Origin of the sequence: Rathayibacter sp. VKM Ac-2835 (assembly GCF_013266705.1) — a bacterium.
Classification (GTDB): domain Bacteria; phylum Actinomycetota; class Actinomycetes; order Actinomycetales; family Microbacteriaceae; genus Rathayibacter.
On the sequence record NZ_JABSNQ010000001.1, the window covers coordinates 158,654 to 174,002 of the forward strand.

Below are 15,349 nucleotides of genomic sequence, written 5' to 3' on the forward strand. Positions count from 1 at the left end.
CAATCAGCGTGAACTGGTCACGCGACGGCCCGGCGAGAGGGACTCAGGCGCTCTTCTCCTGGCGGCGGGGAGCGTGCGGGACGATGGTCGGCGCCGCGTTGTCGAGCACGGCGGCCCGGGTGACGACCACGCGGGCGACCTCGTCGGAGGACGGGACCTCGAACATGATCGGGCCGAGCACCTCCTCGAGGATGGCGCGGAGACCGCGGGCCCCGGTCTGCCGCAGCACCGCGAGATCGGCGATGGCCTCGAGGGCGCCGCGGTCGAACTCGAGCTCGACCCCGTCGATCTCGAACATCCGCTGGTACTGCTTGACCAGCGCGTTGCGCGGCTCGGTCAGGATCTGCATCAGGGCGACCTGGTCGAGCTGGGTGACGGTGGTGACGACCGGGAGGCGGCCGATGAACTCGGGGATGAGCCCGAACTTGTGCAGGTCCTCCGGGAGGACCTCGCTGAAGATGTTGATCTCGTCCTGCTTGTTGTGCAGCGGGGCGCCGAAGCCGATGCCGCGCTTGCCCGCGCGCGACGAGATGATGTCCTCCAGCCCGGCGAAGGCGCCGGCCACGATGAACAGCACGTTCGTCGTGTCGATCTGGATGAACTCCTGGTGGGGGTGCTTGCGCCCGCCCTGCGGCGGCACCGAGGCCACGGTGCCCTCGAGGATCTTCAGCAGCGCCTGCTGCACGCCCTCGCCCGAGACGTCGCGCGTGATCGACGGGTTCTCGGCCTTGCGGGCGATCTTGTCGACCTCGTCGATGTAGATGATGCCGGTCTCGGCCCGCTTGACGTCGTAGTCCGCGGCCTGGATCAGCTTCAGCAGGATGTTCTCGACGTCCTCGCCGACGTAGCCCGCCTCGGTGAGCGCCGTCGCGTCGGCGACGGCGAACGGCACGTTCAGCCGCTTGGCCAGGGTCTGCGCCAGGTAGGTCTTGCCGCAGCCGGTCGGGCCGATCAGCAGGATGTTGCTCTTCGCGATCTCGATCTCGTCGTGGATCGCGTCCGCGGCGGTGATGGTGTTGCGCACCCGCACGCGCTTGTAGTGGTTGTAGACCGCGACGGCGAGGGCGCGCTTGGCCTGCTCCTGGCCGATCACGTACTCCTCGAGGAAGCCGTAGATCTCCTTCGGCTTCGGGAGGTCGAACTCGTGGCTCGTCTCCTCGCTCGACTCGGAGAGGCGCTCCTCGATGATCTCGTTGCAGAGCTCGACGCACTCGTCGCAGATGTAGACGCCGGGACCGGCGATGAGCTGCTGGACCTGCTTCTGGCTCTTGCCGCAGAACGAGCACTTCAGCAAATCGGCGCTTTCGCCAATACGTGCCACGGGGATGCCCCACTTCCTTGTCGTGCGTCGGTGCCTTCGGGCGGCGGTGCCCCCGGGCGTCTCGCAGAGGGCGGTCATGCGGAACCGCCGAACTCTGGTCCGAGCCTAGCCGCTGAGCCGAGGCGGCTCGGCAGGCGGGCCGGATCGGCGGACCATTGCCCCGCCCGTGTCGGTTTGCTACGTCTCGAGGGCGCGCATCGGCCCTCGGACGCGGAAGGGCCGGGAGGCGGATCGCTCCGCCTCCCGGCCCTTCGACGATCGGCCGGTCTCCCGACCTCAGACCGTGAGGGCGGGAACGCCCTTGCGGCTGGTCAGGATCTGGTCGATCAGTCCGTACTCGAGCGCGTCGTCGGCGCCGAGGATCTTGTCGCGGTCGATGTCCTTCTTGACCTGCTCCGGGGAGCGGTTGGAGTGGAAGGACAGCGTCTTCTCGAGCCACTCGCGCATGCGCATGATCTCCGCGGCCTGGATCTCGATGTCCGAGGCCTGGCCACCGCCCTGCTGCACGGCCGGCTGGTGGATCAGGATGCGCGCGTTCGGCAGCGCCAGGCGCTTGCCGGGCGTGCCCGCCGCGGTGAGCACCGCTGCGGCCGATGCGGCCTGGCCGAGGACGACGGTCTGGATGTGCGGGCGGATGTACTGCATCGTGTCGTAGATCGCCGTCATCGCGGTGAAGGAGCCACCGGGCGAGTTGATGTACATCACGATGTCGCGGTCCGGGTCCTGGCTCTCGAGCACGAGGAGCTGGGCCATGATGTCGTCCGCGGACGCGTCGTCGACCTGCACGCCGAGGAAGATGATGCGGTCCTCGAAGAGCTTCGCGTAGGGGTCCTGGCGCTTGTAGCCGTAGGCCGTGCGCTCCTCGAACGTGGGGAGGATGTAGCGGGAGGAGGGCGCGGCTCCGGAGCCGAAGGCCGTCCCGCCGAAGGTGGGTGTGTTCATTGTCTCTTCCTGATCTCTCGGCGCGTCGGGGGGACTCAGCTGTCGGCGGCGGTTCCGCCACCGCCGGCGACGTCGGTCGCCGAGGAGCGGATGTGGTCGACGAAGCCGTAGGCCAGGGCCTCCTCGGCGCTGAACCAGCGGTCGCGGTCGCCGTCCTCGTTGACCTGCTCGACGGTCTTGCCGGTCGCCTGCGCGGTGATCTCGGCGAGGCGCTTCTTCATGTCGAGGATGAGCTGCGCCTGGGTCTGTATGTCGGACGCGGTGCCGCCGAACCCGCCGTGCGGCTGGTGCAGCAGGACGCGGGCGTTCGGCGTGATGTAGCGCTTGCCCTGGGTCCCCGCGGTGAGCAGGAGCTGACCCATGGACGCCGCCATGCCGATGCCGACGGTCACGATGTCGTTCGGGACGAACTGCATCGTGTCGTAGATCGCCATTCCCGCGGTGATCGAGCCGCCGGGCGAGTTGATGTACAGGAAGATGTCCTTCTCGGCGTCCTCGGCCGCGAGGAGCAGGAGCTTCGCTGCGATCTCGTTCGCGTTGTCGTCGCGCACCTCAGAACCGAGCCAGATGATCCGGTCCTTGAGAAGGCGGTCGAAAACACTGTTGGGCATCGCCATTTCGGCCATGTGTCGCTCCGTTTCAGTTGTCGCTTCGGAGGCGAATCTATCGGACGGCACCCGGCCGACTCCGCCGTGTTCGCCCGGGGCGGAGCCGGAGCGGCCGGTGTTCGCCCCGGGCGGACTGCGGGCGGGACCCGCGTCCGGACCCGGGCCGGGACGACGAGAGCCGCCCCCGGCGATCCGGGAGCGGCTCCTGACGTTCTGCGGCGAGGACTACTCGGCGGCCGGGGTCTCCTCGGCGGCCGGAGCCTTCTTCTTCGCGGGGGCGCGCTTCTTCTTGGGGGCCGGAGCGGCCTCCTCCTCCGCGGCGGGCGCCTCGGCGGCGGCGGGCGCCTCCTCGACGACGGCCTCCTCGACGGCCTCGGCAGCGGGGGCGTCCACCTCGTCGGTCGCGGCGTCGTCGGCGGCGGTCTCGTCCGCGTCGTCCCCGGGGACGGCGGTGAAAGCGGTCAGGTCGACGGCGTTGCCCTCCGTGTCGGTGACCTTCGCCTTGCCCAGGACGATGGCGAGCGCCTTGTTGCGGGCGACCTCGCCGACCATCTGGCCGATCTGGTTGTTCTCGGACAGGATCTTGATGAACTCGTTCGGCTCCATGCCGTACTGCGCCGCACCCTGGATCAGGTACTGCGTGAGCTCGTCCTGGCTGACCTGGACCTTCTCCTGCTCGACGACGTGGTCGAGGAGGATCTGGGTCTTGAAGGTCTTCTCGCTGGCCTCGGTGACCTCGGCGCGGTGCTCGGCGTCCTCGAGGCGGTTCTCGCCCTCGAGGTGGCGGTGCACCTCGTCCTCGACGAGCGCGGCGGGGACGGGGACCTCGACGAGCTCGAGCAGGGCCTCGACGAGCTTCTCGCGCGCCTGGCCGCCCTGGCCGAAGGTCTTCTGCTGAGCGGCCTGCTCCTTGAGCGAGTCGCGCAGCTCGGCGATGGTGTCGAACTCGCTGGCGATCTGCGCGAAGTCGTCGTCGGCGTCGGGGAGCTCGCGCTCCTTGACGGCGGTGAGCGTCACGGCGATCTCGGCCTGCTGGCCGGCGTGGTCGCCGCCGAGCAGCGGAGCGGTGAACGTGGTGCTCTCCCCCGCGGTGAGCGAGTCGAGCGCCTCGTCGATGCCCTCGATCAGCTCGCCCGAGCCGAGCTCGTAGGAGATGGCGTTGGCCGTGTCGACCTCGACGCCGTCGATGGTCGCGATCAGATCGATCTGCGCGAAGTCGCCGGTCGTCGCCGGGCGGTCGACGGTGACGAGCGTGCCGAAGCGGCTGCGGAGCTTGTCGAGCTCGGCGTCGACATCGGCGTCGGTCACCTCGGCCGCATCGACCGTCAGCGCGAGGCCGTCGTAGTCCGGAACGGTGATCTCGGGGCGGACGTCGACCTCGATGGCGAGCTCGAGGTCGCCGGTGAAGTCCTTGTCGCTCGGCCAGGCGACGATGTCGGCCTGCGGGCGGCCCAGGGGGCGCACCTCGGTCTCGCGGACGGCCTCGCGGTAGAAGCCGTCGAGCCCCTCGTTGACCGCGTGCTCGAGGACGGCGGCCTTGCCGACCCGCTGGTCGACGATCGCCGGCGGGACCTTGCCCTTGCGGAAGCCGGGGACGTTGATCTGCTCGGCGATGTGGCCGTACGCGTGGGTGATGCTGGGGCCGAGCTCGTCCGGGGTGACCGAAATCGCGAGCTTGACGCGGGTCGGGCTCAGCTTTTCTACCGTGGTCTTCACGTGAGGGGATCTCCTGTGCTGGTTGGTGTCGGCGCCGTGTGACCGGTCGTCACGGGTCGATGTCGTCACGATGAGTACTCGTGGTCGGGGCGACAGGATTCGAACCTGCGACCTCCCGCTCCCAAAGCGGGCGCTCTAGCCAAGCTGAGCTACGCCCCGGTTGCGCGGGCTGTGCACCGTGCCGATGAGGACTCTCGTCGAGCCCTTCCTGCACGGTCACTGGCGCGACACGCCGAAATGGCCTTCGCAAGTGTACTGCACCGCACTCCTGCGCCCGGAACAGGCTCGCGGGACCCGCGGGCGGGACGGCGTCGCCGCCGCTCCCCGTCCTGTACTACAGTGTCCTGGTGCCCGGTCGAGACGACGGGCCTCGCTCGAGAGGGCGACCCGGGGCGGAGCACCTCCACCGCCGATTCCGGGGCTGTAGCTTAGTGGTAAAGCCTCTGTCTTCCAAACAGATGATGCGAGTTCGATTCTCGTCAGCCCCTCCAGTTCTTTTTCTCCCCGATGCCGGTCGAACAGCCGCAGAGCGGCACATCGAGGCCGCCGTACCCAGCAGGGGTGGATCTCGAGACGTCCTCTGCGAGGGCTACTCGATCAGCAGGCGACTCGGCGCGCCTGCCCCCTGCTGGTCGAGCAGCCGCGCAGCGGCGTATCGAGACCCGCCGTGCCGAGCAGGGTGGACCTCGATACGCCCTCTGCGAGGGCTACTCGATCAGCAGGCGGGGCCGGAGGTCACTGGACGGTGACGGCGACCGGGGCGCTCGTCCCGGTGTTGCCTGCCGCGTCGGTCGCCTTGGCCACCACCTGGTGCTCGCCCTTGGGGAAGCCCTTGGTCGAGACGGTCAGCTTCCAGGTGCCGTCGGCCGCCTGCTTCGCCGTCCCGATGCGCGTGCTGCCGGTCCAGAAGACCAGCGACGCGGTGTCGGCGTCCGCGACTGCGACGAGGGTGGTCGTGCCGACGACGGTGCTGCCCGCGGTCGGGCTGGTGATCCGCGAGGTCGGCGCCGTCGTGTCGCGAGCGGGGGTGGGCGTCGGCGTGCGCGTCGGAGCCGGGGTGGGCGTCGGAGTCGCCGTGGGCGCCGGAGTCGCCGTGGGCGCCGGAGTCGCCGTGGCGGTGGGACTCGGAGCGGCGGTCGGCGCGGGGGTCGCCGTCGGCACGGGCGAGTCGGCTGGCTCCGGTGTCGCTGTCGGAGTCGCGCTCGGAGCCGACGTGGCAGTCGGAGTCGGAGTCGCGGTCGGGAGGGGCGTGGCCGTCGGCGTGGGCGTCGCGGTCGGCGTCGGCGTCGCGGTCGCCGTGGGCGTCGCGGTCGGCGTCGGCGCCGCGGTCGGCGTCGGCGTCGCGGTCGCCGTCGGCGCCGCGGTCGGCGTCGGCGTCGCGGTCGCCGTCGGCGCCGCGGTCGGCGTCGGCGTGGCCGTCGGCGTGCCCGCGGGGGCGGCCCAGGCGGGCACCGCCTCGGGGCCCCAGAGGATGCCGGCGAGGAAGGCCTGCCCGCGGACGTTGGGGTGGAAGTAGTCGACGGTCGAGACGATGTCGAGCGAGACTCCGGCGGCGGTGAAGGCGCCGCCGTCCCAGATGCAGCGGGGGCCGACGGCCGCGCAGGCCGTGGCGAGCGCCTCGTTGAACTGCTGCGTGCGCTGCGCTGCGGCGGTGACCGCCGCCGCGAAGGCGTCTCCGGTCTGGACGACGTTGTCGGCCGTCGCGCCGCGGGTCGTGCGGCAGAGGCGGTTCGCCGGCCAGCCCGCCTCAGCGGGGCCTCCGCGCAGGGCGGCCCACTCGGACGCGATGTCCGGCATCGAGCCGACGAGGACGGTCGCCTCGGGCCAGGTCGAGCCGATCTGGCGCAGGATGCTCGACGCCGACGCGGCGAAGGATGCGGCGGGAGTCATGGCGTACCCGTCGGCGGCTGCGGTGAGGTCGGGGTGGCAGAGGTCGTTGCCGCCCACGAGGAGGGTCACGACGTCGGGGTCCGCGCCGGCCGAGGCAGCGGCGGTCACGGTCGCCGGCACGGTGTTGATCCGGCTGCCCGACTTGGCGTAGTTCGCCGTCGTGACGACGCTGCCCGGGTTCACCTCCTGGAGCCGGGTGGCGATCGAGCGGACCGCGCTCGCGCTCCCGGTCGACCAGGAGTTGACCGGGCAGTCGGCTCGTGTGCCGCAGCTCGAGGCCCCGCGGGTAATGGAGTCGCCGAAGGAGACGACCGAGAGGGTGGACGCGGACTCGGCGGCTGCGGCGGGGACGGCGGCACCGCCGGCGAGGAGCGCGAGGAGGAGAAGGAGGACGGACAGGGGGGAACGGCGGGCCGGGCGCGGAGGCATGACTCTGCTCTCGTGGGACGACGTGGCGCCGCGGCGAGGGAGCACCGCGGGGGCGCGGGCTCAGTCGACCGGGCGACCGGGGGGACGGGGAGGGGAACGGCCGGATCCCGCCCGATGAAGGACCGCTGCGGGAGCCGGACCTCTCCGGCGGGGCCGGCTGATCCGAGCCTGGCCGACACCACCGCAGCTCGATGCCGCCTCACGACCGGGCTGCTCCCCCCATAGGTGAGGCGCGGCACAAGTCGAATCCTTCGGTGCGCCGCCCCTGGTCAGCGGACGGTGACGGTGATGGCCGCGCTCGTCGAGATGTTGCCCGCGCGATCGACCGGCTTCGCGGTGACCGGGTGCGATCCCTTCGCGAATCCGCCCGTCGAGACCGTGAGCGCCCAGCTGCCGTCAGCGGCCTGCTTCCCGGCTCCGATGCGGGTCGTGCCGGACCAGAAGACGAGCGAGGCGGTGTCGGGGTCGGAGACCGCGACCAGCGTGACCGTTCCGACGACCGTGCTGCCGGCGGCCGGGCTAGTGATGCGCGCGACGGGGGCGGTCGTGTCGCGGACCGGAGTCGGCGTCGGTGTCGCGGAGGGAGTGCGGGTCGGGGTCGGCGTGCGCGTCGGGGTCGGGGTCGCCGTCGGCGTGCGCGTCGCCGTCGGCATCGCGGACGGCGTAGGCGTCGGAGTCGGGGTCGAGGTCGGGCTCGGAGTCGGGATCGGCGTCGGCGCCGCAGTCGGAATCGGAGTCGGTGCCGGAGTGTCCGCCGTCGGCGTCGCGGACGGAGTGGGCGCAGGTGTCGCGGGCGAGCTGGGCGCGGAGGTCGGTTGCGCTGTCGGGGCGGCGGTGGGCTCGGGCTCCGCGGGTGCGGTCGCCGTGGGCGTGACCGTCGGAAGGGGACCGCCCGCCGGAACCGGAGTGTCCGTCGGCAGTGGGGTACCCGTCGGCTCCGGAGCCGGAGTCGGAGTCGCCGTCGGCTCGAGAGTCGGTGCCGGCGTCACGGACGGAAGCGGCGGGGACGGCGGCGCGGCGAAGCGCGCTGCCCAGGCCGGCACTCGCTCCGGGCCCCAGAGCACGTCGGCGATCAGCGCCTGACCGCGCGCGTTCGGATGGAACCAGTCCACGGTCGACACGATGTCGGGGGTGAGCGGCGTCGCGGTGAAGGCGCCGCCGTCCCACACGCAGCGCGGACCGACCGCGGCGCAGGCCGAGGCCAGCGCGCGGTCGTACTGCTCGGTGCGCAGGGCCGCGGCGACCGCCGAGGCGGGCCGCGCCTCGCCGGTCAAGGGCACGCCCGTGTCGGTCACACCGCGGGTCGTCCGGCACAGCTTGCCGGCGACCCAGACGGGCTCCGCCGGTCCCCCGCGCAGTCCCGCCCACTCCGAGGCCACGTCCGCAACCGAGCCGAGCAGGATCGTCGCGGTGGGCCAGGTACTGCCGATCTGCTGCAGCAGACTGGAGGCGGACGTCGAGAACGCCGCCGCCGTCGTCATCGTGTAGCCGTCGGCCGCCGGGTAGAGGTCGCCGTGGCAGAGGTCGTTGCCGCCGATCATCAGGGTCACGACGTCGGGCGACGCTCCCGCCGCCGCCGCGGTGGTCACCATGGCAGCGACGGCACGGATCCTGCTCCCGGACTTCGCGTAGTTGGCCGTGCTGACGACGCTGCCCGGAGCGATCTCCTGCAACCGGGTGGCGATGGAGCGGACCGCGGGCGCCGAACCGGTCGACCAGGAGTTGACCGGGCAGTCGGCCTTGGTCGTGCAGCTGGCTCTCCCCTGGCTGATGGAGTCGCCGAGCGCGAGGACCGAGATCGTGGCGCGCTCGGCCGCGGCGACCGGGACGGCCGCGCTCGCGAGCACGAGCATCGCGGCCGCCAGGGCGACGGCGAAGCGGAGCGGGTGGCGGTTCGGACGCGCGCGCATGGCGGTGCCTTCGTGGAGCGTCGAGGGGAGGTCGCACGGCACGGCGAGCCGGGTGTGATCCGCCGCTGAGCGGGGTGGGACGAGGGGAGCTGAGACGAGCATGGCGCGGCGGCGTCCGCGCGGCAAGGCCTCGCTCCCCCGCGCGGAGGTGTCCGGCCGGGTCAGCGGATCGTGACGGTGACCGGGGCGCTCGTCCCTGTGTCGCCCGAGCGGTCCGTCGCGATGGCCACGAGGTCGTGCTCGCCCTTCGGGAAGCCTCTCGTCGAGACCGTCAGCGACCAGTCACCGCTCGAGGCCTGCTTCGCCGCGCCGATCCGGCGGCCACCGCTCGAGAACACGAGCGAGGCGGTGTCGGCGTCCGAGACCGCCGTCAGCACGGCGTTCCCGGTGACGGTGCTTCCGGTGATCGGGCTCGTGATCCGCACCGCCGGGGCGGTCGAGTCCTTCGCGCCGACCAGCGCTCGACCGGACGACTCGGGGGCCGGACGGGGCGCCGGCGTGCGTGAGGCCGCGGGCGCGGGGGTGGCGGGTCGTGCGGGAGTCACCGTCTTCGCCGCTCGGCGAGTGCCGCTGGGAGCAGGAGCCGCCGTCGGAGCAGGAGAGCTCGTCGGAAGAGGGGTGCTGGTCGGAGCAGAGGTGCTGGTCGGAGCAGAGGTGCTGGTCGGAGCAGAGGCCCTCGACGTGAGCTGCGCCGCCCAGGCGGGTATCGCGTCCGGACCCCAGAGCACCCGCGCGATCAGGGCCTGGCCCTGGACGTTCGGGTGGAAGAAGTCGACGCTCGAGACGATCTCCGGGCGGGTCTCCGTGCGACTGAGGGCGCCGCCGTCCCAGACGCAGTGCGGACCCAGGGCGGCACACGCCGAGGCGAGGGCGTCGTCGTACTGACGGGTGCGCTCGGCCGCGGCCGCCACCGTCGAGGTGAAGGCGTCACCGGTCTGGACGACGTCGTCGGCGAGGGCTCCTCGCGTCGTCCGGCACAGCTTGGCCGACGGCCAGGTCCTCGCACCCGCGCCGGTCTGCACCGCAGCCCACTCGGACGCCACGTCCGGGACCGACCCGACGAGGACGGTCGCCTCCGGCCAGGCGGACCTGATCCGGTGCAGCGCACTCGTCGCGGACGCGGCGAACGCGTCGGCGGGCGTCATCGCGTAGCCGTCGGCGGCAGCGCGGAGATCGGGGTGGCAGAGATCGTTGCCGCCGATGAGCAGCGTCACGACGTCGGGCCGGGCCCCAGCGGCCGCCGCGGCGGAGACCGCCGAGGCGACTCCCGCGACCCTGCTGCCCGACTTCGCGTAGTTCGTCGCCGTGACGCGACGACCCGGGTTCAGCTCCTGAAGGCGGGTCGCGACGGAGTGGACGGCGGGAGCGGACCCGGTGGCCCAGGAGTTGACGGGGCAGTCTCCCCGGCCCCCGCAGGTGGTGGCGGCGCGGGTGATCGAGTCGCCGAACGAGGCGACCGAGAGCGCGGGGGCCTTCGCGGCGACGGCGGACGGGGCGGCGGCCGCTCCTCCGGCGAGGAGCAGAGCTGCGAGGGCGAGGGTGGACAGGCGGGAACGGACGGACATGGCTCTTCTCGAAGGCGGTGATGAAGGAGGGCGGAGCGAGACCGATCGGCCTTCGGCTCCGTCGGCCGGGTGGCCGCAGGACGGCTCGCGACGAGGTCGGCGGAACCTAGTGGGGAACGGTAATTCCGGCCCTCCACCTCCCGCCACCTTGTGGCGCGAACCGATCAACTGGCGCTTCCTGGGCCCCTGTCCGTTCCTGATCATCTGGCGTGATCCGATGACGATCGCGCCGCCTCGGCGCTAGCGGCCGACGCTCACGGGCTGCGGGATCTCCGCCGGAGACCCGGTTCCCTCGGACGGCTGCGCTCCGGCCGGGCGGCCGAGCTTCACCCTCTCGGTCACGTTCTCGGGCATGCCGACCCGCGTCCTCGAGTGGTCGGGAGTTCCGTAGCTCGAATCGGCGGTGCCGATCTCATCCAGGGTCGGGATGTCCGCAGGGACCGGAGGAGCCGAGGGCTGTGAAACCGCCCAGCCGGGGACCGCCGCCGGGCCCCACAGGACGCTCGCGACCAGCGCCTGGCCGGCGACGTTCGGGTGGAAGTAGTCGACGGTCGAGAGGACGTCCTTCGTGACGGGCGTCCGCGTGAGAGCGCCGCCGTCCCAGACGCAGCGGGGTCCCGCTGCGGAGCACGCCGCGACGAGGGCGTCGTTGTACTGCTGCGTGCGCTCCGCGGCGGCGGCCACCGCCGCCTCGTAGGCCGCCCCCTTCTGGACGTGGTTGTCGGCCTTGGCGCCGCGAGTGGTCCGGCAGACGCTGAACAGCCCCCAGAAGAGCTTCCCGGGTGTCCCCTGGACGGCCTGCCACTCCGACGCGATGTCCGGCATCGACCCGAGGAGCACGGTCGCCCGGGGCCACGTCGAGCTGATCTGCCCGAGCAGCGTCGACGCCGAGGCGGAGAAGTCCGCGGCGGTCGTCATCGCGTAGCCGTCGGGCCCGGCCGGGACCTCCGGACTGCAGAGGTCGTTCCCGCCGATGAGGAGAGTGACCACGTTCGGGGCCGCTCCCGCCGCCTGTGCCGCGGTGACCGCCGCCGAGACCTCGGCGATCCGGCTGCCGGACTTCGCGCGGTTGTCGGTCGTGACCGTGCGCTGCGGGTCCACCTCCTGGAGGCGGGTCGCGATGGAGCGGACCTCGGGCGCGGAACCGGTCGCCCAGGAGTTGACCGGGCAGTCGTCCTCCGTGCCGCAGGTCGCCGCGGCTCGGGTGATCGAGTCGCCGAAGGCGACGACGGACAGGTCGGGCGGCGCCGCAGCGGACGCGGCCGGGGCGACCGCCCCTCCGGCGAGGACCGCCGCGGCGAGAGCGAGGGCGATCAGGGGCGAACGGCGGGGTCGGTGCTGGGACACGGTTCTCCTCGAGAAGAGTGGTCGGGGACGGAGGCGGAGGTGTCCGATCGACGTGAGAGCCGTCGATCCGAGGGCGGCGACCGCGCACCGGAGAGCGTCGGCGGAACCTGTCCCCGAACGATAGAGAACGGCCCCGCCGGCTCCGGAACTTCTGGCGCCGTTCGGTCCCCTGGCGCTCCCTGACCGCCTCAGGCCGTTCCGCCGGCGGTGGCCGCTCCCCGATGCAGATCGGCCAGGACGAGATACGACGCGGCGTTCCCGCGGATCCCGTCGCGCTCCTGCTCGGACAGCTCCCGGCGGACCTTCGCCGGCACGCCGGCGACGAGGGAGCCGGGCGGCACGACCGTGCCCTCGAGGACGACGGCGCCCGCGGCGACGAGCGACCCGGAGCCGATCACCGCGCCGTTCAGAACGGTCGCGTTCATCCCGACGAGCACGTCGGACTCGAGGGTGCAGCCGTGCAGGACGGCGTTGTGGCCGACCGAGACGCCCGACCCGAGCGTCGCGTCGAAGCCCTCGTCGACGTGCACGATCACGCCGTCCTGCAGATTGCTGCCGCGGCCGATCCGGATGCGCGCCCTCTCCGCGCGGAGGACCGCGCCGTACCAGACGCTCGACTCCTCCTCGAGCTCGACCGCTCCGACGAGGGTGGCGCCCGGGGCGACCCAGGCCGAGTCGGCGACGACCGGCGATCCTCCCGGCAGCGCGATCAGTCGGGCGTCCGGGTGCGCTCCTCGTGCCACGGCGATCGGTCCTCCTCCTCGGCGGACGCGACGGACGCCGGATCCCAGTGTCGCAGGGCGGCGGCGCACGGCAGGAGTGCGGATCCTGGCCGGTCGTCGGGTCCCGGGCGCGACGTGTCCCCGTCCGGGGCACGCGCCGCGGAGGGAGCACGGCTTAGGCTTTCCGGGCTACGGGGGGATTTCCGCGGCGACGGACCAAGGGGACGGCAATGCGACGACGAACCGCACGGGCATCGATCATGGGGGCTCTCGCGGCCCTCCTCCTGGTGCCGATGGTGGCGACCGCCCCGGGCAGTGCCGCGAGCGCCGCTGCCGACACGGTGAAGCCGGTGGTCACGATCACGGCGCCGACGAGCGGATCGACGGTCGCGGGGACGATCTCCCTGACGGCGATCGCGACGGACGCGGTCGGGACCACGCAGCTCTCGTTCTGGGAGGGCACCCGCCGCATGGGCTACGCGACCGTGCAGGCCGGTGTCTGGACCCTGCCGCTCGACACGCGGACGCTGGCCGAGGGCTCGCACGTCTTCGTCGCCAAGGGCAAGGACGCCGCCGGCAACATCGGCAACAGCGCCGCCACCCGCGTCACCGTGCAGAACTCGGGCGCGACACCGACTCCGACGGCGAGCCCCTCCCCCACGCAGACCCCCGTGCCGACCGCGACGGCCACCGCCTCGCCGACGGCGAGCCCGACGACCGCGCCGACCCCCGGCGCCACGCCGACCGCCTCCGGCACCCCGAAGCCCGACACGACAAAGCCGACCGCGCGGATCACCTCGCCCGCCACCGGGAGCACCGTCCCGCGGACCGTGACGCTCGTCGCCACCGCGTCGGACGCCGTCGGCGTCACGGCCGTGTCGTTCTGGTCCGGCTCCACCCGGGTCGGGAACGCCGTGCAGCAGGCCTCCGGCGAGTGGTCGCTCACCACCTCGAGCCTCACCGCGACCTCGCACGTGATCATCGCCAAGGCCCGCGACGCCGCCGGCAACATCGGCAGCAGCGGCTCGATCGCGCTCACCGTCTCGGCGACGGCACCGACGACGCCGCCGACGGCCACCCCGACGCCGACCGCCACGCCCACGACGACCCCGACGGTCACGCCCACTCCTACCGCCACGCCCACTCCCACCGCCACGCCGACGCCGACGCCGACGGCGACCCCCACTGCGACGCCGACCACTCCCCCCACGGCTCCGGGTGTGCCGGCCCCGCTCGCGCAGTGGGACTTCACCCAGCCCGCGGCGCCCTACTACTCCACCTCGAACGACCTGCCGCTGATGCAGGCGGGAAAGACGAAGGCGACGACGGCGACGACTCCCTGGGGCTCTGGCATCACGATGACCGGGACGAGCTTCCTCCGCGTGCCGCTCGAGTCCGCCGGACGCCTGACCATCGGCGCGACGGGCAACGCGGTCACCGTGGCGAGCTGGGTCTACATGACCGACGACAGCACGGGGTACGTGGCCGGCGCTTGGAACGAGCACGGCGAGCGGGCGGGCCGCTCCTACGGACTGTTCTACGATCTCGGCCTCTACGGGGGTGACGAGCGATCGAACTTCCACGTCTCGCGCACGGGCGGGCCCACCCCCGGCTACCCCTATTCCCGTGACTACTCGGCCTCGGGTGAGAAGTTCACCCGGAACACCTGGCAGCTGCACGTCGGCACCTACGACGGCACCTACGCGGTCTCGTACCTCGACGGCACCTCCGTCGCCTACCCCCGTTTCGTCGACAACAAGGGCGCGACCTACGCGAAGAACCCGTACCTCTTCACCGAGGGGCTCAACCCCAACGCCGGAGACTTCACGGTCGGCGCGGTCGAGCTGACCTCGGGTCCCGGCAACTACGCGAAGGGCACGTTCGCGAAGATCCGGGTCTGGGACAGGGCGCTGACCGCCGACCAGGTCAAGGCGCTCTACGACACGGAGCGCACGGCCCTGAACTGAGCCCGCGAGGACGGCCTCGTCCGCGTGGGCGAGCCGATGCTGATCGAGAAGCCCGCGCAGCGGTCGCATCGAGATCCACCCGCGTCGGAAGGACGAGCCTGCAGACCCGCCCTGCGGACGACGGTGGGTCTCGATACGCCCCTGCGGGGCTGCTCGACCAGCAGGGGAGGCCCTCACCACCGTGGGGCGGATTCGACCAGCAAGGGAGGCGGGCGCTCGGCTATCCGGTCGGCAGGGCGCGCGAGCGGGGCTCGCAGCGGCTCAACGCGCCGAGCGGAGCCACGTCAGGACGGCGAGGACGCGGCGGTGGTCCGAGCCGGAGTCCTCGAGCCCGAGCTTCTGGAAGATCGAGGTGACGTTCTTCTCGACCGCGCCGACGCCGATGAAGAGCGCGGCGGCGATGCCGGCGTTGGTGCGCCCCTCGGCCATCGCCTCGAGCACCTCGCGCTCGCGCGGGGTCAGGAGGGCCAGCGGGTCGCGGTTGCGCTGGAGCAGCGAGGCGACGACCTGCGGATCGAGCACCGTCCCGCCCGCGGCGACGCGCTCGACGGCGTCGCGCAGCTCCTCCACCGAGGCGACGCGGTCCTTGAGGAGGTAGCCCATGCCGCCCTCGCCCGAGCCGAGCAGCTCGTGCGCGTAGGTCACCTCGACGTACTGGCTGAGCAGGAGCACCGCGATCCGCGGATGCAGGCGGCGCAGATCGAGGGCCGCGCGCACGCCCTCGTCGCGGAAGGTCGGCGGCATCCGCACGTCGAGCACGGCCACGTCGACCGAGGTCGGCTCCGCGGCGACGGCCGCGAGCAGTCCCTCGGCATCGCCGTGCGCGCCGACGACGGCGAACCCGGCGTCCTCGAACAGTCGGACCAGGCCCTCGCGGAGGAGGACGGAGTCCTCGGCGAGGGCGACGCGGATCGGTGAGGCGGGCGGCACGC

At 72.5% G+C, this 15,349-nt stretch carries 11 protein-coding genes and 2 tRNA genes; 2 read left to right on the top strand and 11 right to left on the bottom strand.

The window, feature by feature from the left end:
* Positions 1–43 precede the first annotated feature (43 nt).
* From clpX to HRK28_RS00735, 5 genes are all read right to left on the bottom strand, one after another.
* Entirely contained in the window at positions 44–1,321 is a 1,278-nt protein-coding gene (gene clpX, locus HRK28_RS00715; RefSeq protein ID WP_123445812.1) for an ATP-dependent Clp protease ATP-binding subunit ClpX, read from the bottom strand.
* A 276-nt stretch (positions 1,322–1,597) separates the two neighbouring features.
* A complete protein-coding gene (locus tag HRK28_RS00720) occupies positions 1,598–2,263 on the bottom strand; it encodes an ATP-dependent Clp protease proteolytic subunit (RefSeq protein WP_123445811.1) in 666 nt (221 codons plus the stop codon).
* 35 nt (positions 2,264–2,298) lie between these two features.
* Positions 2,299–2,940, bottom strand: coding sequence for an ATP-dependent Clp protease proteolytic subunit (locus HRK28_RS00725; RefSeq protein ID WP_279630792.1), 642 nt, complete (start codon positions 2,938–2,940; stop codon positions 2,299–2,301).
* 156 nt (positions 2,941–3,096) lie between these two features.
* Positions 3,097–4,587, bottom strand: coding sequence for a trigger factor (tig, locus tag HRK28_RS00730; RefSeq protein WP_173250091.1), 1,491 nt, complete (start codon positions 4,585–4,587; stop codon positions 3,097–3,099).
* Between the two features lie 81 nt (positions 4,588–4,668).
* Positions 4,669–4,746, bottom strand: a tRNA-Pro gene (locus HRK28_RS00735).
* A gap of 258 nt (positions 4,747–5,004) precedes the next feature.
* Here HRK28_RS00735 and HRK28_RS00740 point away from each other — a divergent pair.
* Positions 5,005–5,078 (top strand) — tRNA-Gly (locus HRK28_RS00740).
* Positions 5,079–5,322: 244 nt separating this feature from the next.
* Here the strand turns inward: HRK28_RS00740 and HRK28_RS00745 are convergent.
* The 5 genes from HRK28_RS00745 to HRK28_RS00765 form a co-directional block, all read right to left on the bottom strand.
* Positions 5,323–6,906 carry a GDSL-type esterase/lipase family protein gene (locus HRK28_RS00745; RefSeq protein ID WP_173250093.1) on the bottom strand — a complete coding sequence of 528 codons (1,584 nt, stop codon included), beginning with the start codon at positions 6,904–6,906 and terminating at the stop codon, positions 5,323–5,325.
* 269 nt (positions 6,907–7,175) lie between these two features.
* Positions 7,176–8,816, bottom strand: a complete 1,641-nt coding sequence (locus HRK28_RS00750; RefSeq protein WP_173250094.1) for a GDSL-type esterase/lipase family protein — start codon at positions 8,814–8,816, stop codon at positions 7,176–7,178.
* Positions 8,817–8,977: 161 nt separating this feature from the next.
* Positions 8,978–10,381 carry a GDSL-type esterase/lipase family protein gene (locus HRK28_RS20400; RefSeq protein WP_173250096.1) on the bottom strand — a complete coding sequence of 468 codons (1,404 nt, stop codon included), beginning with the start codon at positions 10,379–10,381 and terminating at the stop codon, positions 8,978–8,980.
* A 240-nt stretch (positions 10,382–10,621) separates the two neighbouring features.
* Positions 10,622–11,728 carry a GDSL-type esterase/lipase family protein gene (locus tag HRK28_RS00760; RefSeq protein ID WP_173250098.1) on the bottom strand — a complete coding sequence of 369 codons (1,107 nt, stop codon included), beginning with the start codon at positions 11,726–11,728 and terminating at the stop codon, positions 10,622–10,624.
* A 188-nt stretch (positions 11,729–11,916) separates the two neighbouring features.
* On the bottom strand, positions 11,917–12,471 hold the full coding sequence (locus tag HRK28_RS00765) for a gamma carbonic anhydrase family protein (protein ID WP_173250100.1): 555 nt from the start codon (positions 12,469–12,471) through the stop codon (positions 11,917–11,919).
* Positions 12,472–12,680: 209 nt separating this feature from the next.
* Between HRK28_RS00765 and HRK28_RS00770 the strand changes: the two genes are divergently transcribed.
* Complete coding sequence (locus tag HRK28_RS00770) at positions 12,681–14,417, top strand: Ig-like domain-containing protein (protein ID WP_173250102.1); 1,737 nt, start codon at positions 12,681–12,683, stop codon at positions 14,415–14,417.
* A 261-nt stretch (positions 14,418–14,678) separates the two neighbouring features.
* Here the strand turns inward: HRK28_RS00770 and HRK28_RS00775 are convergent, their stop codons facing one another.
* Entirely contained in the window at positions 14,679–15,347 is a 669-nt protein-coding gene (locus tag HRK28_RS00775) for a response regulator transcription factor (protein WP_160089079.1), read from the bottom strand.
* Positions 15,348–15,349 lie beyond the last annotated feature (2 nt).